This window comes from Collinsella aerofaciens (assembly GCF_015546965.1).
GTDB lineage: Bacteria > Actinomycetota > Coriobacteriia > Coriobacteriales > Coriobacteriaceae > Collinsella > Collinsella aerofaciens_X.
In genome coordinates this window covers 63,271-82,848 of record NZ_JADMUF010000008.1, presented here as the reverse complement: position 1 = coordinate 82,848, position 19,578 = coordinate 63,271, and the positions used below count along the sequence as shown (strand labels likewise).

Here is a 19,578-nt window from a genome sequence, read left to right as displayed (position 1 = left end):
TAGCCGGCGGTAGTGCCGTTTGGAGGGCAAAATGTCCAAAACTTGGGAAGCAATATATCGCGCGTCCGTGCGTTGCCTGGGCTTAAAAGAAAAGCGCGGAGCCGCTCGATGCGACTCCGCGCTTTGGCGTTCTGCTTTGGCAGCTTTGCCGTTACGCTACAAAGAAGTAGACGAGGAAGGCAAGGGCTGCGATCCACATGAGCGGCTTGATCTTGGAGGCCTCGCCCTTAAAGAGCGCGACAATCACGTAGGCGATAAAGCCCAGGCCAATGCCGGCAGAGATGGAGTAGGTGAAGGGAACGCCGGCGACAATCATGAACGCTGGGAAACCCTGCGACACGTCGGACCAGTCGATCTCGGAGGCCTCGCTCATCATGAGGTAACCGACGTAGACCAGGGCACCGCAGGTGGCGGCGCTGGAAACGATGGTGACGATGGGGGAGAAGAACGCGGCGAGAATGAACAGCACGCCGGTGGTAACGGAGGTGAGGCCCGTGCGGCCACCGTCGGCAGCGCCAGAGGTGGACTCGACGAAGGTGGTGATGGAGGAGACGCCCATAAAGCCACCGGCAGCAGCGGCCACGGAGTCGACGACCAGGATGGGACGGATGTCCTCGACATTGCCGTCCTCGGTCAAGAACTCGCCCTGCTTGGCGACGGCCATCGCTGTGCCCATGGTGTCGAAGAAGTCACTCATGAGCAGCGAGAAGGCAACGACGAGCAGCATCGGGTCGGTCAGAACCTTCACGATGGCCATGTTGCCATCGGCGGTGCTAGCAAACGGGGCGCCAAAGGTCGAGAAGTCGAGCGGTGCGATGAGGCCCTCGGGGGCGTGGGTGACGCCCAGCGGGATACCGGCGATAACGGCGACGATGATGCCGATGAGCAGCGAGCCCGGCACGTTGCGGGAAGCCAGGGCAACCGTCACGACGATGGAGATGATGCCGACGATAAAGGTGGGGGAGGCGATGTCGCCCAAGCCGACGAGCGTACCGGCGCCAGCGGTGATGATGCCAGCGTCGCACAGGCCGATCATGGCGATAAACAGGCCCAAGCCAACCGAGATGGCGTGGCGCAGGACCACGGGGATGGCGTCCATAATGGCCTCGCGCAGGCCGCACAGGACGAGCAGCAAGATGACGATACCCTCGAGGAAGATAACGCTCATGGCCACGTGCCAGTCACCGCCGCACATGGTGGTGGCGATGCCCGCGATCATGGCGTTGATGCCCAGGCCCGAAGCGCAGGCGAGCGGGCGGTTGGCGAAGATGCCCATGCAGATGGTCATGATGCCGGCGCCCAGGCAGGTGGCGCAGGCGAGTGCTCCCGCATCGATGCCGGCGCCCGAGAGCACTGCGGGGTTGACGGCGATGATGTAGGCCATCGCCAGGAATGTTGTCAGTCCAGCGCGAAGTTCGGTCCCGATTGTGGACTTGCGCTCACTGACGTGAAAAAGTTCGTCCATGCATACCCTTTCCTTGTTCGGCCCCGAGTTTAGGCCGATTGACACGAACTCATTCACTATATCGCCTTTACAACCTTGCTGTTCCTCACATGTTGATGTTCGGCGCTTTGTAGCGGACGGGCGGTATTTTCCGTATGAAAATGTGTGGGTACCGTATACTTAAGCAGTTACAACGACCCCTATGGAGGAACGTATGATTAAAGAGCTCTGCCACGACGAGGCTATTCTGTCCCAGCGTTGCGAGGTCGCGACCGTCGAGGACGAGTCGGTGGCACAGGACCTGATCGATACCATCAAGTCGCTCGACGATGCCGGCTGCCTTGCCGCCAACCAGATTGGCGTCACCAAGAAGGTCTGCGTCTACCTGGACGATGCCGGCGAGCCCCATGTGCTCTACAACCCCCGTCTGGTGTTTGGTCTGGGCGCCAGCAAGATGGAGGAGAGCTGCCTGACGCACGAGGAGGTCACCAAGTCCACGCGCTACATCAAGTGCAAGGTTGCCTTTGACCAGATCGTCGACGGCAAGATGCGCGAGCGCAAGCAGGACTTTGTGGGCTTCGAGGCACAGATGGTTCAGCACATGATTGACCACTGTCTTGGAAAGTTGGTCTAAGGGGACCAAAGCACCGCACCTTGCCGCTCAATCGTCGCTCGCGCACCTTAAGTGCGCTTCGCTCCTCTTTCGTGGCAATCTGCGGCACTTTGACCCCTTAGACGACCTGCGGGGTTAACTTGGTTGAGTTTATCCTGCTTGAATAGCCCGGGTATGACGTTGTTGTCATGTCCGGGCTTTTGTGTTTAGCGCCTTTTTGTTTGGTGACAATGAACTTAGCGAGAACGTGAAGCTAGGAGGCGCTATGTGCACGAGTATTCGATTTACCGATGATTCCGGCCACATGTATCTGGGACGCAACCTCGACTGGAGCTTTGACTACGGCCAACAGGTTCGCGTGATGCCGCGCGGGTTTCACATTCCGTATTCGTTTATCGACGACGCGACAGCGGCACACGCGGTGATCGGTATGTGCATCGATTACAAGAACTACCCCATGTTTTTCGATTGCGGCAACGATGCGGGCCTCGCCGTGGCGGGCCTCAATTTCCCGGGTTATGCCGAGTATGCCGAGGGGCCTGTCGACGGCAAGACCAATATCGCGGCCTACGAGTTTCCCCTCTGGGTGGCAGCGACGTTCTCGACGGTCGATGAGGTCGAGGCCGCGCTGCGCGATACGGTGATTGTCGCCAAATCTGCCGGAGAGGGGCTGGGCGTGTCGCTGCTCCATTGGATTATCGGCGACAGCCAGCGTAGCATCGTGGTCGAGATGATGGCTGACGGCCTGCATGTATACGACGATCCGGTCGACACCCTTGCCAATCAGCCCACCTTCCCGTGGCACATGGAAAACCTGCGCACCTATATCACGGCCACAAGCGATTTTCCGCAGACGGCGACATGGCGTGGCGCCGAGCTTAAGCCCTATGGCGCGGGTGCCGGCATGCGCGGTATTCCGGGTGACTGCTATTCGCCGAGCCGTTTTGTAAAGGCGGCGTACCTCAATGCCAATTACCCGCAAAAGGAGAGCGAGACCGAAAACGTCGTCCGCATGTTCCGTTCACTCGAGGGCGTGGTGATGATTGAGGGGGCGTCCAGGATGGGCGATGGCAAGTTCGAGAAGACTATCTATACCGGATGCTTTAGCGCGCGCACGGGCAATTATTACTACGCGATGTATGGGGATCCGTCGATTCGCTACGTGAGCCTGATGGATGCCGAGGGCGCGAGCCCCGATAGGCTCGTGGTTCCCGAGCCGCGTCGTTCGTAGCCGTTAGCTTTACTGCAATGCAAAGCGGCCCTGCGTCTCCCGTGAGATGCAGGACCGTTGTCGTCAATGGCTGGCGGCGTGTTAGAAGTTGGCGTCGTTGAGTTGTTCGCTCTCGAGGCCGTCGAGCTGTTGCTGTTCGGGCGTATCGGCGACGCTCTCGAGTAACTCGGTGGGATCGACGTTCATGTCCTTACCGGCTTCGTTGCCGTTGACCAGGTCGTCCGAGAAGATGTCGACTTCCATTTCCTCGGCCTCTTCGATCAGGATCTCGAGCGGCACCTCGGTGCGCACAAGTTTGACGGCCGGACGCATGCGGGCAAAGAGCGGTACGTACTCAATGATGATGGCCGAGTTCTCGAGACCATACCAACGTGCCGGGCTTCCGCAGGCGCGGCGGACGGCGTACTTGATGGCCATCACACGGTGGTCGTTGCGGTTGATGTCCGTTTCGGGGGCAAGCATCTTGCGCAGCATGCAAAAGCGGAAGTCGCCCACGTTGCCGCGTGTCTCGTAGATAGAGTAGGTGTGATGCTGCGGCGGCAGCTCACCCGATGCCATCAAGTCGCCAACGATCTGGCGCAGGTAGGCGTTGATACGCTGATTGACCTTAAAACCCAGGTCCAAGCGCACGCGGAACAAAAAGTCCGTGCCAAAGGTCTCGACGGAATACTCGTGCGTATAGGGCTCGTCGGTAACGTGCACGTTGATGAACCAATATGCCTTGGCGCGCTTGGGGTGCTTGTCCAGGATGGAATAGAGCACGTCTCGGTCGAGCGTGAGCGGGTCGGGGCTGTTGGTGAGAAATACCAGATTGTCAGCGAGCACGGGATAGGTCTCGTCATTGCGCAGGCGATTGAGCTGATCGATGTACTTGGAGACGGGCAGCAGAATCGTCTGCGTGCGCTCGATGGCGGTGCCGCGGCGCCACACGTACATAAGGCCAAACAGCAGCGCGGCCAGGAAGATCATGACGTAGCCGCCGTCAAAGAACATGGTGAGGCACGAAGCGAAGAAGCACAGCTCAATGGCACCAAAGAGCAGGGCGAAGACGCAGGCACCCAGCTTGTGCTTGAGGATGCCGGCGATGTAGCTCGTCAAAAGCGTCGTGGTCATGAGCATGGTCACGGTAATGGCGAGGCCGTAGGCGCTCTCCATGCGCTCGGAGTTCTGGAACAGCAGCACGATGAAAATGCAGCCGACCCACATGATGTTGTTGACGAGCGGAATATAGAGCTGGCCCTTGGTGTCGCTGGGGTAGTGGATGCGCAGGTGCGGCATAAGGTTGAGACGCGTGGCCTCGGATACTAGCGAGAACGAGCCGGTGATGAGCGCCTGCGAGGCGATGATGGCCGCCACGGCCGAAAGCACGATGGCAAAGGGACGCAGGGGCTCGGGAAGCATCATATAGAACGGGTTGACGATATCCATCGCGAGCATCTGGGGGTTGGAGTTATTGGCGAGCAGCCAAGCGCCTTGACCCAGATAGTTGAGGATAAGGGCCGCCTTAACAAATGGCCAGGATGCATAGATGTTTGCCTTGCCCACGTGGCCCATGTCCGAGTAGAGCGCCTCGGCACCGGTTGTCGACAGGAAGACAAAGCCGAGCACCATGATACCCGAGTGGTTGATGGGCGAGAACAGGAACATGATGCCGCGGATGGGGTTGAGCGCGCGCAGGATGGACAGGTTGCCGAGCATGTTGAACAGGCCGGCGCCTGCCAGGAACAGGAACCACAGCGTCATGAGCGGGCCGAACAGCTTGCCGATCGACGAAGTACCGGCGCGCTGCATGGCAAATAGGCCACAGATAATGATGATGGTAATAATGATGACGTTGGTCTGGCCGTCGCCCAAAAGCGCGTGGCCCCACTCGATAGTGCGCAAGCCCTCGATGGCCGTGGTAACCGTGACGGCGGGGGTGAGGATGCCGTCGGCGAGCAGCGCCGCGCCGCCGATCATGGCGGGGAGAATCAGCCATGGCGCCACCTTGCGCACGAGACTGAACAGGGCGAAGATGCCGCCTTCGTTGTGGTTGTCGGCCTTCATGGCGATTACCACGTACTTGACCGTGGTCACGAGCGTCATGGTCCAGATGACGAGCGAAAGCGCGCCCAAGATCATGTCCTCGCTGACGGTACCGATGCCGCCGTTGTTGGCAACGATTGATTTCATGGTGTACATGGGGCTCGTGCCAATGTCGCCATAGACGACGCCGAGCGTTACGAGCAGCATGCCAGCGGAGAGGGGGATGGCTCCGTGCCCGCCTTGCCCGCGCTGGTCTTGGAGGTTTGCCTCCAGTTTGTTGTGTGCCACGTGGACTCCCTTGGACATCCGGTTATCTGTCTAGGACAGATAACCTTTATGCCGTCTTTATATATACACGAGCAGTTTGGCACATCGGGATATTAGACAATAATCCCCAGCTGGGGATTATTCACGTCCGCAGGTAGCATTTCAAAGCAGGGGCTTTTAGGCACGTGCTGTCTGGGCGATGCCAGCCTTGGCGTTTGCGTGTTTGCCGGCGAGTTCGCAAAAGAGCGCGCCGCCGATGATAAGCGCGGCACCCATCAGGCGGACCGGTGTTATGGCTTCGCCCAAAAGGACGGCCGAGAACACGACGGCCGAAAGTGGCTCGAGATAGCCGACGACCGCGACGGTCTGGACGGACAGCTTGGCGACGGCGCTAAAGTAGAGCAGGCAACCGATGCCGGTGTTGACGACGCCGAGCATAGCGACGGCGCGCCAATCGATGCCTGCGGCGATGCTGGGGGAGAAAAACGAGGGAGCGCCCTGCGCGATGAGCGTGAGGGCCAGTGCGGTCACAAAGGCGGCGCTCACCTGGAGCGTGGAGTTTTCGAGGCCTTCGATGTGTGGCGCGCCCTTGCTAGCGATGACCATCAGCGCATAGCAAAATGCCGAGGCGATGCCGCAGGCGATACCCGCAATGGGCATATTGCCGCCTAGACCTTGCGCTGCAATGAGAAAAGCGCCGCAGGCGACGGCAATAAACCCGGCGATTTTGCCGCCGGTCAGCTTTTCGCCAAAGATGAGCGGGGAGAGCGCCATGACAATGATGGGGCCGCAGTAGTACAGCAGCGAGGATACGCCGACGCCGATCGTCTGATAGGCGCGGAACAGAAAAATCCAGCTGGCGCCCAGTGCGGCTCCCGAGAGGAGGAGGGCTGCGGCTTCGCGGGGGCGAGATGGCGCCTGCAACTTATGGCGTTGGGTGATGGCGAGGACGGTGACAAGCGAGAGTGCGCCCAAAAACGTGCGTAGTAGCACGATATCGGAGCTCGGCAGCGCGATGGCAGCGGCAATGATGCCGTTGGAGCCAAACAATAGCAATGCTGCTAAGTACGTAAACAGTCCGTTGTTCATGCGCTGACATCCCCTCTATATCCGAGCATGTTCACTATGGGTGAACTGGCTTTAGAAGAAAAGCGAATATAATGCATGGCAAACATGACAAAAACTCATGCAATGGTGGGGACGTGCTGTGGAGACCAATATCCAAAAGATGCAAGTGCTGCTCGAGACGGTACGTGCCGGCAGCTTTACGCGTGCTGCAGAGCGGCTGAACTATTCGCAGTCGGGCGTGAGCCGCATGGTGGGCGACCTTGAGGCCGACTGGGGCTTTAAAGTGCTCGATAGAAGCCGCGAGGGCGTGGTGCTTTCTGCCGACGGGCGGCAGGTCATGCCGGCGGTCGAGGCGTTATGCGAAGAGTTTGGCCGCCTGCAGCGACGCGTGGACGAGATGCGAGGGCTCATGCGTGGCAAGATCTGTATCGGTACGTTTTCGAGTGTGGCGACCCATGTGCTGCCGCCGGTGATCGCGCGGTTTCGCGCCGATCATCCGGACGTCGATTACGAGCTGTTGATGGGTGATTACTCCGAGATAGAGCAATGGGTGGCGGAAGGCCGCTGCGACCTGGGCTTTATTCCGCGTGAGCCACGCGGCGCCGGCATGGCGTCGCGAGCGTTGGTGCAAGATGAGCTGATGGCGGTGGTGCCGGCAAACTCTTCACTTGCTACTGCAAAGGCCGTTTCTCTTGCCGATTTGGCCGACGAGCAGTTTATTCTGCTGGAACGCGGAAGTGATGACGAGATCACGCCGTTGTTTCGCCGTGCGGGCCTGACGGTGCGCTCTAAGCTATCGACCTGGGATGACTATGCGATTATGGCCATGGTCGAGGACGGTCTGGGCGTGAGCATTCTTCCGGCGCTCATCTTGCGCCGCTGCCAGTTCGATATTGCCGTGCGCCCGCTCGAGGGACATCCTCATCGCCAGATTAATGCCATATATCGCACGGCTGACGTTTCTCTTGCGGCGGCTCGTTTCCTTGAATATCTCTAAAAGCGCGTACCTGTTGTCCACTTTGGGACAATTCTCGGGGCTCGGTACATTTTCTTATGAAATTGAACTTTCGGATAATGCGTCGCGCTATACTGCTGCCTAAATTGAACTCAGGTTCAATTCGTGTTCAGTAAATTGAACTTTGCCAGCAAGGAGGTTCTAGTGGCCCAAGAGACGTTTAGCGATCGCCTGCGACAGACTATGTCCGATCGCGACGTTCGCCAGTCGGACGTAATCCGCGCATCGGAGATGCTCGGCAAAAAACTCGGCAAGAGTCAGATGAGCCAATATGTGAGCGGCAAGACGATTCCGCGGCGCGATGTGGCAGAGCTGCTCGCCCGCATTTTGGAGGTCGATGTTGCCTGGCTGCTTGCCGGTGACGCCGGTCAAGGTGAGACCCCTCCGTCCCGTAAAGTTGCCAAATCCGAACCTAGTTCCTCAGCTCAAATTCCAAGGAGCACCACCATGCGTACTTTTTCTAAATCCACCAAGCTTGATAACGTCCTGTATGATGTGCGCGGTCCCGTCGTCGACGAGGCCGCCCGTATGGAGGACGAGGGCGAGCGCATCCTCAAGCTCAACATCGGCAACCCAGCGCCCTTCGGTTTCCGCACGCCCGACGAGGTTATCAAGGACATGCGCCAGCAGCTGCCCGACTGCGAAGGCTATTCCAACTCGCGCGGCCTGTTCTCTGCGCGCAAGGCGATTATGCAGTACTCGCAGATCAAGGGCCTGCCCAATGTTCAGATGGAGCACATCTACACGGGCAACGGCGTGTCCGAACTCATTCAGCTTTCGATGAACGCGCTGCTCGACAATGGCGACGAGATTCTGATTCCCAGCCCCGACTATCCGCTCTGGACGGCGTGCGCAACCCTTGCCGGCGGTCATCCCGTGCACTATCTGTGCGACGAGCAGGCCGATTGGTATCCCGACCTGGAAGATATGGAGTCCAAGATCACGAGCGCGACCAAGGCCCTCGTCATCATCAACCCCAACAACCCCACGGGCTCGGTCTACCCGCGCGAGGTGCTCGAGGGCATCGTCGAGGTTGCGCGCAGGCACCAGCTCATGATCTTTGCCGACGAGATCTACGACCGTCTGTGCATGGACGGCTACGAGCACGTCTCGATTGCCTCGCTCGCTCCCGATCTGCCCTGCGTCACCTTTAGCGGCCTTTCCAAGTCGCATATGATTGCGGGCTATCGTATTGGCTGGATGGTGCTTTCGGGCAACCAGCGCTGCATGAGTGACTTCATCATGGGCATCAACATGCTCTCCAACATGCGCCTGTGCTCCAACGTGCCGGCTCAGTCGATCGTCCAGACGGCACTCGGCGGCCATCAGTCCGTTAACGACTACATCCGTCCCGGCGGCCGTGTCTACGAGCAGCGCAACTTTGTGTATGAGGCGCTCAACAAGATTGACGGCATCTCGGTGGTTAAGCCGCGTGCAGCGTTCTACATCTTCCCCAAGATGGATGTTAAGAAGTTCAACATCACCGATGACGAGCAGTTTGCCCTCGACCTGCTGCACGAGAAGAAGATCCTGATCACGCGCGGCGGCGGCTTTAACTGGGCCGAGCCCGACCACTTCCGTATCGTGTACCTGCCGCGCATGGAAGTACTCAAAGAGTCCCTCGAAGACCTCGCCGACTTCTTTGATCACTACCGCCAGAGCTAAGGGATAGAAGCTCCGCACTATGAAAAGCTCCCTGCAGTTGTTTTGCTGTAGGGAGCTTTCTTGAATCGGCGGAACTAGATCACGATCCCGTTGCAGTGGTCGATTTCGTGTTGGATGATCTCGGCGGTGTAGCCCGAGAAGTTTTTGATGCGGTGGACGAAGTTTTCGTCCAAATACTCAACCTTAATGCGGCGATAGCGGGTACAGAGACGCTCGCCGATCAGCGAGAGGCATCCTTCGCTCGTTTGATAGGCATTGACCTGCTCAAGAATTTGCGGGTTGTACATGAGCAGCGCCCTGTTGCCGTCCTTTACGCAGATGATGCGTTTGCGCACGCCGATCATGTTAGCGGCGAGGCCCACGCACTCGTGCTCATGCTCGTGGAGCGTATCCAGGAGGTCCTGCCCGGTCGCGGCATCGTCGGGTCCCGCGTCTTCGGAAGGCAGGCGCAAAAAGAACTCGGATTTCATGATGGGCTTAATCATGGAGGGCTCCTCATGTCTCATGCTTTCGTGGACTTTTAATAATAGCGCGGAAGGAAAGCTGCGCGTCCGCGTTACAATCTTTCGACGTTGGACCATGTTGTCAGATTCGTCGTGTACGGCGTCTGGCGTAAGTCTAGGGCTCATTTTCGCCCTGGACCGTTCCTCTGGGGCGATGCGATTGTCGTTCTAAGAGGAAGGAATTTCATGGGGACCAAATCCCAAAAGCAAACTCAACCACCGTCGACAGCCTCGGCGATTCTCGTCGTAATGTATGTTGCAGCCTTTGTTGCCGCGTTTAACGAGAACATCATTAACGTGGCGCTGCACGACATTATGGCGGCCTTTTCGGTGAGTGCCACCACGGCGCAGTGGCTCGTTTCGGGCTACATGATCGTGACGTCGATCTTTACGGCCATTATGGCCTTTCTGTCCGGCCGTTTCTCGACGCGCAAGCTGCTGTTTTTCGCATGCGGATGCATGGTCGCCGGCGAAGTCCTGTGCCTGTTCGCTCCGTCGTTTAGCGTTTTGCTGCCAAGCCGTATTTTGCAGGCTGCGGGATCGGGCATCTTGTTCCCACTCATGATGAACGTGGCGCTGTCTTGCGCCCCGCGCGAGAAGCTTGGCCTGTATCTGAGCCTGGGCGGTGCCTGCATTACGCTGGGGCCGGCGTTTGGACCTGTGATCAGCGGTCTAATGTGCACGTTGTTTGGCTGGAGGGCGGTGTTCGTAGTGCCGCTGGTGGGCGGCATTGTGGTCGCTGCGGCGGGCGTAAAGCTTGTTCAGAATGTCGGAGAGCGTTCGAACACCACGCTTGATATTCTGTCGGTAGTTTTGCTCGCCGCCGGTATTACGGCTTTTGTGTATTCCGTAGGCGAGTTCTCGACCAATCTGATTGCCGGCATCGTGACGCTCTTCGCCGCCATTGTGCTGCTCGGCCTGTTTGCGGCCCGCCAGCTCAAGCTCGAGCATCCGGTGCTTAACGTGCGTCCCATGGCGAGCGTTCGTTTTTGGCCTGCGTGCCTGCTTGTGGTGGTGTCGATGATGACAACGTTCTCGATGAGCGTTTTGTTGCCGCTCTATTTTGAGGGCGCATACGGCATGACCGCACTTATTGCGGGCTTGCTCATTTTGCCGGCGATTGCCTGTAACGCCGTGACCTCGATTGTGGGCGGACGCGTGATGGACGCCCGTGGCGCATGGCCACTGCTGCCGATTGGCTTTGCCCTGATCGCCGTGGGACAGACTGCCATCTCGATGACGGCGGCAAGCATGAACATCGGCGTTGTCGTGGCGCTGACCGTTGTGGTGTATGCCGGAGTCGGTTTGGTGCTAAGCCCCTCGCAGACGGCCGGCTTGGAGACGCTGCCTGCCGCTGAGCATCCTCACGGAACGGCATTGCTCAACACGTGGAACATGATTGCCGCATCGTTTGGCCCGTCGCTGTTTATCGGCCTGCTCTCGAGTTCTGCGGCGACTGCCGGCGCCGCTGGCGTTGCGACCGACGTTGCCCAGGCGATTGGATTTGCAGCTGCCGTGCGCGTGGCGGCTGTAATTGCCGTGGTCGGGTTCGTGACGTCGCTGGTGTACGCTCGTCGCGAGTCGCACATGTCGCATTAATGTGTGCACATAGATTCTGCAGCTAGATTGGATGGCGACACCATAAACTAATGGACGTTTTGCCGAGAGGCATGAATGTTTAAAGCGCAAAGAGTGCGCGACGGGCCCCGCGAATGGGGCGATGATGCCCGAGAGGGCCAAGAAGGAGTCTCATGTCCGAGAACGAAGAGATTATGAACGAGACCGAGAACGAGACCATGGCTGCCGAGGTTGAGGCAGTCGAGACCGTGGAGACCGAAGCTGCCGAGGTTGAGGCTGCTGACGAGGTTTCCGCCGAGGAGGAGGCCGAGGTTGTCGAGGCCGCCGTTGATTACGATGACGAAGAGCTGATGGACAAGATGCAGAAGGCCGCCCGCCTGCTGCGTGGCCGTCGCTTTGCTATTTCCAAAGAGGAGGAGGCCAAGGCCGAGCGCATGGCGAACATCGAGCGCGCCATCAAGCTCCTTGACCTCAAGCCCAAGATGGAGCAGAAGGAAATGTCCGACCTGCTGGGCATGCGCCTTCGTGAGCTTGATGGCCTGATGGCCGAGGCCGAGGCTGCCGATCTGGTCGGCCGCATCGACGACGCCGAGGGCGATATGCGCAAGATCGTCGTCTTCGCTGCCGAGGATGCCGCTGAGGGCCTGGTCGAGCTTGCCAACAAGAAGGAGAAGCTCCTGCCCGAGCTTTCTTACGAGGAGGCCACCGAGCTGATGGCCGCTCTCGATAAGGTCATCGCTCCGCTCGTCGCCATGGGCCTGGACGAGGACCGCGGTCCTCGCGGCGGCCGTGACGATCGCGGCGGCCGTGGCGGCGACCGTGGCGGCCGTGGTGGTTTTGGCGATCGCGGTGGCCGTGGCGGTGACCGCGGCGGTCGCGGCGGCGATCGCGGTGGCCGTGGCGGCTTTGGCGACCGCGGCGGCGACCGTGGCGGTCGCGGCGGCTTTGGCGGCAACCGTGGTGGCTATGGCGACCGCGGCGGCAACCGTGGTGGCTTCGGCGGCAACCGTGGTAACGACCGCGGCGGTCGCGGTGGCGATCGTGGCGGCCGCAACGGTGGCGGCTTCCGCGGCAACCGTTTCTAATTAGTTACGGCGTTTTACCAAACGCCGTAACCGCTTGACGCTGCAAACCCGCCAGAGCGGCAATCTGCCTTTCAACTTCGGCGGCATGACCAGAAGGTCAATGCCGCCTCGTTTCAAGGCACCTTGCTCGCTCTGGCGGGTTTTCGCTGTCGGTACCAAAACATCGGTGTTGTCGAAGTAGTCATTGGGGACGTTCTTAAATGACTACATAGCATGAGAGTGGATAATCTCCCGGTTTGAGTCTGCACTCAAGCTCAAGGTGGGAGATTATCCACTCTCGTTTCCGTTCTTTCTACATTTGTAGGAACAGTTCGTGGAGGCGGGTGTCTTCGTCGAGTTCGGGGTGGAAGGTTACGCCGAGCTGGTTGCCCTGGCGGGCGGCGACGATGCGCCCATCGACTTCGGCCAGGGCCTTGGCATTGCTACGCACCTCGACGATGCGGGGCGCGCGGATAAACGTCAGCGGCACTTCACCGTCGATGCCGGCTACCTGTCCCTTGGTTCGAAAGCTGCCGAGCTGCCTGCCGTAGGCATTGCGCTCGACAAGTACGTCCATGGTTGCTAAACGTGGCGTGCCCTTATCGTCGTGGGCGGCAAGGTCGCGTGCCAGTAGAATCAAGCCGGCGCAAGTTCCCAATACAGGCATGCCTTCAACAATGCGGGTGCGAAGCCCCTCGAGCATGCCCAACTCATCAAGCAGCTTCCCATGAACGGTAGACTCGCCGCCGGGAAGTACCAGACGGTCAAAGTCTTGCTTCAAATCAGCCGCCTGCCTCAGCTCAATACAACGTGCGCCCAGCTCGGATAGCCTTGCCTCGTGCTCGGCAAAAGCACCTTGGACCGCCAGCACGGCGACCGTTTGGTCTGCATAATCGCTCATGTGCGATCCTTTCTGCTGGACTAGCGCCCGCGCTCCTCCATGATAATCTCGATCTCGTCGGCGTTGATGCCCACCATGGCCTTGCCCAGGTCCTCCGAAAGCTCGGCAATGAGCTTGGCATCGGTGAAGTTGGCCACGGCCTTGACGATGGCGGCGGCGCGCTTGGCCGGGTCGCCGCTCTTAAAGATGCCCGAGCCCACAAAGACGCCTTCGGCGCCCAGCTGCATCATCAGCGCGGCGTCGGCGGGGGTCGCTACGCCGCCGGCGGCAAAGTTCACGACGGGAAGCTTACCCGTGGCATGGACCTCACGCACCAGCTCGACCGGAACCTGCAGTTGCTTGGCTGCCTCGAAGAGCTCGTCGTCACGCAGGGCAACAACGTCGCGAATCTGCTTTTGGATCTTGCGCATGTGACGCACGGCCTGAACGACGTCGCCCGTACCCGGCTCACCCTTGGTGCGGATCATCGTGGCGCCCTCCGCAACACGGCGCAGCGCCTCGCCCAGGTCACGGGCACCGCAGACAAACGGAACGTCAAAATGGGTCTTGTCGATGTGGTAGACATCGTCGGCGGGGGAGAGAACCTCGGACTCATCGATGTAGTCGATCTCGATGGCCTGAAGGACCTGCGCCTCGACGATGTGACCGATGCGGCACTTGGCCATGACAGGGATGGAGACGGCCTCTTGAATGCCCTTGATCATCTTGGGGTCACTCATGCGCGACACGCCGCCGGCGGCGCGGATGTCGGCCGGGATGCGCTCGAGAGCCATGACGGCGCAGGCTCCTGCCTCCTCGGCGATGCGCGCCTGCTCGGGCGTGGTGACGTCCATGATGACGCCGCCCTTGAGCATCTGCGCGAGTTCGCGGTTGAGTTTGACGCGATCGGCCTTGCTGGTCTGTTCTGCCATGGTTGCTCCCTTGGTTGGCATGTGCATTGCTTGACGGAACATCCTATCGGGGAGCTAGGTATGGCGAAATACTCAGTTTTCGAGATAATAACAAGGTCAGACTAATACCAGATTGAATGACTTAATAAGGTCAGGTGATAGGCTCATGCTTGACTACAATTTGGAAAAACGCGGCGAGGCATCGATCTATGAGTATGTTTACCAGCAAATTCGAGATGATATCGTTGCTGGACGTATTGCGGCGGGGGAGCATCTTCCGTCTAAGCGCGCCTTTGCCAGTCATCTGGGTATCAGTGTCATTACCATCGAGAATGCATATAGCCAGTTACTTGCCGAGGGCTATATTTGCTCAAAGCCGCGTCGTGGCTACTACGCTTGTGAGCTTCCGGATGCACCGGTTTTGCCTTTGGCTGCGGGGAGCATCGACCGAGATACCGTCTCTGTGGGCCCCAGCGCGCATGATGTCAACGGACGGACCGAGCAATTCGCCCCGCTCTCTCCTTCCGCTTTGGAGGCGGCGCGGCTTTGGCAAAGCGCACTGCGGGCGACGCTGGCATCCGAAGACGAACGCGAAATCTTTTCGACCGCGCCGGCACAGGGCACCGCGCGGCTACGACGCGCTATCGCTCACCATCTGCGTGGGACGAGGGGCATGAATGTCGATCCCGACAACATCGTTATCGGTGCGGGCGCCCAGCTGCTCGATACCATGTTGGTTCAGCTGCTTGGAGCCGACAAGGTGTATGCCGTTGAGGATCCGGGCTATTTACGCCTGACACGCATCTATCAGGCTATGGGCTGCAAAGTTCGACATATCCCGTTGGATGATGGGGGCGTGGACTTGAGCGCTTTGCAGAAAAGCGGGACCGATGTCCTTCACCTGATGCCGTCCCATCAGTATCCGACCGGCCTTGTGACGAGCATTGCGCGTCGCTACGCGCTGCTCAGCTGGGCCGCCGAGCGACCAGGCCGGTATCTCATCGAAGATGACTTTGATTGTGAGTTTCGCCTTGCCGGCAAGCCGATTCCCGCGCTCGCGTCGATCGATGCCGCCCAGTCGGTTATCTACACCAACACGTTTTCGAAGAGCCTGTCATCGGCGTTGCGTCTAGCGTACATGGTGTTGCCCGACCAGCTAATGGAGCGGTTTAGGCGCAACCTTGGTTTTTACGCCTCGTCGGTGAGCTCTGTTGACCAGGTAGCGTTAGCGCGTTTGCTGGAATCGGGTGATTACGAACGGCATGTGAACCGCGTACGCGTTCGTGCTCGCGAGGCGCGTGATGGCCTGACGGCGCTTGTGCGGAAGGCGTTTCCGGCGGGGGAGGTCTCAATCGAACATGCGGACGCGGGCCTTTACTGCACCGCGGTTGCGGAGCGCGGAGCGGGTGGAAGCTCTTTTGTGCGGGCCCTCACGCGCTCGAGTATCCCTTTTGTCGATATCAGTGACTGTTATTGGTGTGCCGATGGCGCATCTGCCCCTGAAAACTCAAGTCAAATTCTTGTCCAGTATGACGATCTGAGTCCAAAAGTGCTAAATATCTTGGAATTGCAGCTCATGGGGGCACTCTGCAATCTAAGTGAGTAGACTTTTGGCACTTTGGTGACCAGGCCGTTTTGTAACAAGCTATCTACCTGCGGTTTTGAAAAGCAGGATGACCGGCCTGCTCGGGATGTTTAAAAAAGTCTACTCACTTGCCGCGCAAAGCTTCCGCACGAGAAAAAAATGGGGTTTTCAACAGGGCTTCGTCCAGCTTTTGGCAAGCTTTTGGCCAGTTGGAGAGGGCTGTTGAAAACTTGACAGTCCGTTCGGCGCCATTTTCGGTGCGTTCGCGCCGCATCGTGACTGACTGGGTTGAAATTCGTGTTTTCCTGTGCCTATGAAAGATCTACTTTGTGACATATCGGCTTTTAGGTACTGGCGTTTGCCCCCTCAGGTCCGCGCTCTGTGTCCGCCGCTTCCACGGCCGGAAGAAGACCGGCAGCGATATGGCCTCGTCCGTAACCCGACGGCTGCGGTTGTGCTCGGTTTTCCGTTGCATACATTGGTTCGGACGAGAAACAAACGGACTTGTCCTGCCAGTATTAGACAGCGGCTGTTTCTTGGTGAGCTCCCCAGGGAATCCGTGCTGGAAACGGAGCATGGATTTTTGATTACGTCTCCTCTACTGACGGCATTCATCATGTCGCGGCATCTGACGGATCTTCAGCTTCTTTTGGTATTGGCGGAGATGTGTGGCTTGTTTGCGGTGTGCGCTCTGCCGGCGGCACTTGAGGCGGAGCTTACGCGTGCAATTGATTCGGGCGCGATTTCGACAACGTTCGGTTGGGTGCGCTGTCCGTCCGAGGACGGCACCGCCTCAAATTTATGGCGTCGAGACGCTTTGGTTTTGGGCAGAGACCTTGACCGTTTTTGTTCAGATGTTTGCGGGATGCGTTACGGCAATAGATTTATGGCGGTATCGCAACTTGTTCCATTGGGTGCCGCATCGCCTTTTGAGGTCGAGGCGTATTTGTTGCTTGCACTGCCGCGAGCCCTGGGAGGCGAAGGGTTTTGCGACATAGGGCTCAATGTCGAAGTGACGCTAAGCACAAGTGCTCGAGCGATTGTGGGTAAGTCCCGTGTATATATCGACCTACTTCTTTCTTCGCCGGACGGTAGGCGACAGGTGGCCATTGAATGTCAGGGAAAGGCCTCGCACGGACGCGCAGGGGATGGCTTGCGTGACGCTGACCGCATGACGGCCCTTCAGGCCATGGGCTACGATGTACTTCTGCTGACACACAGACAGATATCCGATGAGGATAGATTCCGCGCCGTCGTTAAGGCCGTATGCAGGATGCTCGATGCTGAATATCGTGATAAAAGCTCAGATGAGCAAAGGGCTGAGACATTACTCCGGTCTGAACTATTCGTTGACTGGACAAAATTGGGAGTAATCGACGGAAAGATGACCGTTAGACGCAAAACAGCTCGATCGTGGACGGCTGCGGTTCTAAGTGAGTAGACTTTTGGCACTTTGGCGACCAGGCAGTTTTGCAACAAGTCATTTACCTGCGGCTTTATAAAACAATATGGATGGTGTGCTCGGCAAGTTCCAAAAAGTCTACTCACTTAGTTTTTGACGAGAAACCGATGCCGAAGACGGTCTTATTTCAGGGCGTTAACAAGTTTTGTGGGGCACGAAAAAGGCCCGAACCGTGCGGTCCGGGCCTTATCGAGCTAGAGATTGTCTCTCAGGCGTCTGGCTTAGCCAAAGTAGCGCTTGAGCAGGCCGGCGAAAGCCTTGCCGTGGCGGGCCTCGTCGCGAGCCATCTCGTGCACGGTATCGTGGATGGCATCGAGACCAGCGGCCTTGGCGCGCTTGGCAAGATCGGTCTTGCCGGCGGTGGCGCCGTTCTCGGCCTCAACGCGCATCTCGAGGTTCTTCTTGGTGGAGTCGGTCACGACCTCGCCCAGGAGCTCGGCGAACTTAGCGGCGTGCTCGGCCTCCTCGTGGGCAGCCTTCTCCCAGTACAGGCCAATCTCGGGGTAGCCCTCGCGATGAGCGACGCGAGCCATGGCCAGGTACATACCGACCTCGGAGCACTCGCCCTCAAAGTTGGCGCGAAGGTCGGCAACGATGTCCTCGGAGACGCCTTCCATCTTGGCGACGCCCACGACGTGCTCGGCGGCCCACTCGAGCTGGCCCTCCTCCTGCTTCAGGAAACGAGAACCGGGAACGCCGCACTGGGGGCACTTGAAGTCCTCGGGCAGCTGGTCGCCGTCGAACTCTTCCACATAACCGCAAACGGGGCAAACAAACTTCATGATTCGATCCTTTCGATCGATGGCGATTGTGCGCTCGTCCGGTCCCGTAAGGGCCCTCTCCGGACGTGCGTCTTGACGAGTTCTATTATCCATAAATGCAACCAAATGTGAAGCCTATTAGGAATGATTTTTAATAAAACAATTTTGAGATATGAAGATGTTGATTGATTAACGATTGGCAAGCCGTCTTTGACCGCCGCTGAGTACAATCGGTCGAGCAAATGTTGACCTATCAACAAATATAGGAGTTTCCTTTATGCATCTAGCCCGTCGTGCCTGGTGCCGAACATATCAGACGGTTTTTCGCATTGCATTGCCGATCCTGCCCTATACCGAGCCGCGCGTTTTGGAGCATGCCGAGGATGTGCCCGCGGTGCTTCAAAAGCGCTCGATCCAGAAGGTCCTTATCGTGACAGACCCTGGTATTGCACGTTTGGGGCTCACGGCATCACTCGAGCGTGCGCTTACGGCTCAGGGGATTGGCGTTACGGTCTATGCCGAAACGCGTGCGAACCCCACGGTCTCGAATGTGGAGGAAGCGGCGGCGCTGTATCGCGAGAACGACTGCCGGGCCATTATCGGCTTTGGTGGCGGTTCGGCCATGGACTGCGCCAAGGGTGTGGGGGCGCGCATTGCGCAACCAAACAAGCCCATCAACAAGATGCGCGGCCTGTTGCGTGTCCACCGTCTCCTGCCGCTGCTTATTGCGGTTCCCACTACCGCCGGTACGGGAAGCGAAGTCACGCTCGCGGCGGTTATCACCGATAACGAGACGCACTATAAATACCCCATTAACGACTTTGTGCTCATCCCGCGTTTCGCAGTCCACGACCCCGAGTTTACGCGCGGGTTGCCTGCCTCCATTACGGGGCAGACGGGCATGGACGCCCTGACGCATGCTGTCGAGGCCTTTATCGGCCGTAGCACCACGCCCTACACGCGCAAGATGGCGCGTCAGGCGGTCCAGCTCATCCGCGACAATTTGCTCGAGGCCTATGAGCATGGCGACGACATGCGTGCGCGCCGCAATATGCTTTCGGCGGCGTATAAGGGGGGCGTTGCGTTTACCCGCTCCTATGTCGGATATGTGCATGCCATCGCGCACAGTCTGGGCGGCCGATACGGCATTCCTCACGGTTTGGCTAACGCGATCATCCTGCCGCACATGCTTCGCGCTTATGGTGACGCCGCCGCCCCCAAGCTTGCCGATCTCGCCCGCATGGCCGGTATCGCGCCGGCTACCGCGCAGGACTGTCTTGCGGCCGAGGCCTTTATCGATTGGGTCGACCGCATGAACGAGGCCCTGGGAATCCCCAAATATGTCTCGGGTATTCGCCGCTCCGATATTCCGCAAATGGCGGCCCATGCCGATGCCGAGGCCAATCCGCTATACCCTGTTCCACTCTTGATGGACCGTTTGGAACTCGAGCGTATGTACGAGGTCATTGCGGGTGGTATGTTTGAGGGCGAGAACTAGGAGGGCTC

General features: G+C 58.7%; 16 protein-coding genes. 9 read left to right on the top strand and 7 right to left on the bottom strand.

Annotated features, from left to right (window positions below; translation table 11 throughout):
- Positions 1-151: 151 nt before the first annotated feature.
- Complete coding sequence (locus I1M21_RS06850; RefSeq protein WP_195192972.1) at positions 152-1,465, bottom strand: NCS2 family permease; 1,314 nt, start codon at positions 1,463-1,465, stop codon at positions 152-154.
- Positions 1,466-1,658: 193 nt separating this feature from the next.
- Here I1M21_RS06850 and I1M21_RS06845 point away from each other — a divergent pair, with 193 nt between their 5' ends.
- Together I1M21_RS06845 and bsh are read left to right on the top strand one after the other, a co-directional pair.
- Positions 1,659-2,078 (top strand): peptide deformylase, encoded by a 420-nt coding sequence (locus I1M21_RS06845; protein WP_117563534.1) that lies wholly within the window; start codon positions 1,659-1,661, stop codon positions 2,076-2,078.
- 244 nt (positions 2,079-2,322) lie between these two features.
- Complete coding sequence (gene bsh / locus I1M21_RS06840; RefSeq protein ID WP_195192971.1) at positions 2,323-3,288, top strand: choloylglycine hydrolase; 966 nt, start codon at positions 2,323-2,325, stop codon at positions 3,286-3,288.
- An 81-nt stretch (positions 3,289-3,369) separates the two neighbouring features.
- On the opposite strand, the gene I1M21_RS06835 is transcribed toward bsh, so the two are convergent.
- Together I1M21_RS06835 and I1M21_RS06830 are read right to left on the bottom strand one after the other, a co-directional pair.
- Positions 3,370-5,619, bottom strand: coding sequence for a KUP/HAK/KT family potassium transporter (locus I1M21_RS06835; RefSeq protein ID WP_195192970.1), 2,250 nt, complete (start codon positions 5,617-5,619; stop codon positions 3,370-3,372).
- A gap of 138 nt (positions 5,620-5,757) precedes the next feature.
- A complete protein-coding gene (locus tag I1M21_RS06830) occupies positions 5,758-6,669 on the bottom strand; it encodes a DMT family transporter (protein WP_195192969.1) in 912 nt (303 codons plus the stop codon).
- A gap of 118 nt (positions 6,670-6,787) precedes the next feature.
- Between I1M21_RS06830 and I1M21_RS06825 the strand changes: the two genes are divergently transcribed.
- The gene (locus tag I1M21_RS06825; RefSeq protein ID WP_271763042.1) at positions 6,788-7,645 is read left to right on the top strand and encodes a LysR family transcriptional regulator; all 858 of its coding nucleotides are present in this window, start codon (positions 6,788-6,790) and stop codon (positions 7,643-7,645) included.
- A 201-nt stretch (positions 7,646-7,846) separates the two neighbouring features.
- Positions 7,847-9,328 (top strand): aminotransferase class I/II-fold pyridoxal phosphate-dependent enzyme, encoded by a 1,482-nt coding sequence (locus I1M21_RS06820; RefSeq protein WP_271763077.1) that lies wholly within the window; start codon positions 7,847-7,849, stop codon positions 9,326-9,328.
- 74 nt (positions 9,329-9,402) lie between these two features.
- Here I1M21_RS06820 and I1M21_RS06815 read toward each other — a convergent pair whose 3' ends face one another.
- Positions 9,403-9,813, bottom strand: coding sequence for a peptide deformylase (locus I1M21_RS06815; protein ID WP_195192967.1), 411 nt, complete (start codon positions 9,811-9,813; stop codon positions 9,403-9,405).
- 204 nt (positions 9,814-10,017) lie between these two features.
- On the opposite strand from I1M21_RS06815, the gene I1M21_RS06810 reads away from it, so the two are divergent.
- Together I1M21_RS06810 and I1M21_RS06805 are read left to right on the top strand one after the other, a co-directional pair.
- Complete coding sequence (locus tag I1M21_RS06810) at positions 10,018-11,430, top strand: MFS transporter (RefSeq protein ID WP_195192966.1); 1,413 nt, start codon at positions 10,018-10,020, stop codon at positions 11,428-11,430.
- A 152-nt stretch (positions 11,431-11,582) separates the two neighbouring features.
- The gene (locus tag I1M21_RS06805; RefSeq protein ID WP_195192965.1) at positions 11,583-12,494 is read left to right on the top strand and encodes a hypothetical protein; all 912 of its coding nucleotides are present in this window, start codon (positions 11,583-11,585) and stop codon (positions 12,492-12,494) included.
- Between the two features lie 292 nt (positions 12,495-12,786).
- Here the strand turns inward: I1M21_RS06805 and pdxT are convergent, their stop codons facing one another.
- Positions 12,787-13,374 (bottom strand): pyridoxal 5'-phosphate synthase glutaminase subunit PdxT, encoded by a 588-nt coding sequence (pdxT, locus tag I1M21_RS06800; RefSeq protein ID WP_195192964.1) that lies wholly within the window; start codon positions 13,372-13,374, stop codon positions 12,787-12,789.
- 20 nt (positions 13,375-13,394) lie between these two features.
- On the bottom strand, positions 13,395-14,285 hold the full coding sequence (gene pdxS, locus I1M21_RS06795; RefSeq protein ID WP_195192963.1) for a pyridoxal 5'-phosphate synthase lyase subunit PdxS: 891 nt from the start codon (positions 14,283-14,285) through the stop codon (positions 13,395-13,397).
- Positions 14,286-14,430: 145 nt separating this feature from the next.
- Here pdxS and pdxR point away from each other — a divergent pair, with 145 nt between their 5' ends.
- A complete protein-coding gene (gene pdxR, locus I1M21_RS06790; protein ID WP_195192962.1) occupies positions 14,431-15,870 on the top strand; it encodes a MocR-like pyridoxine biosynthesis transcription factor PdxR in 1,440 nt (479 codons plus the stop codon).
- A 538-nt stretch (positions 15,871-16,408) separates the two neighbouring features.
- A complete protein-coding gene (locus I1M21_RS06785; RefSeq protein WP_195192961.1) occupies positions 16,409-17,290 on the top strand; it encodes a putative endonuclease domain-containing protein in 882 nt (293 codons plus the stop codon).
- A gap of 242 nt (positions 17,291-17,532) precedes the next feature.
- Here I1M21_RS06785 and I1M21_RS06780 read toward each other — a convergent pair whose 3' ends face one another.
- Positions 17,533-18,093, bottom strand: coding sequence for a ferritin family protein (locus I1M21_RS06780; protein ID WP_022094328.1), 561 nt, complete (start codon positions 18,091-18,093; stop codon positions 17,533-17,535).
- Between the two features lie 256 nt (positions 18,094-18,349).
- On the opposite strand from I1M21_RS06780, the gene I1M21_RS06775 reads away from it, so the two are divergent.
- Positions 18,350-19,570, top strand: coding sequence for an iron-containing alcohol dehydrogenase (locus I1M21_RS06775; RefSeq protein WP_195192960.1), 1,221 nt, complete (start codon positions 18,350-18,352; stop codon positions 19,568-19,570).
- The last annotated feature ends 8 nt before the right edge of the window (positions 19,571-19,578 follow it).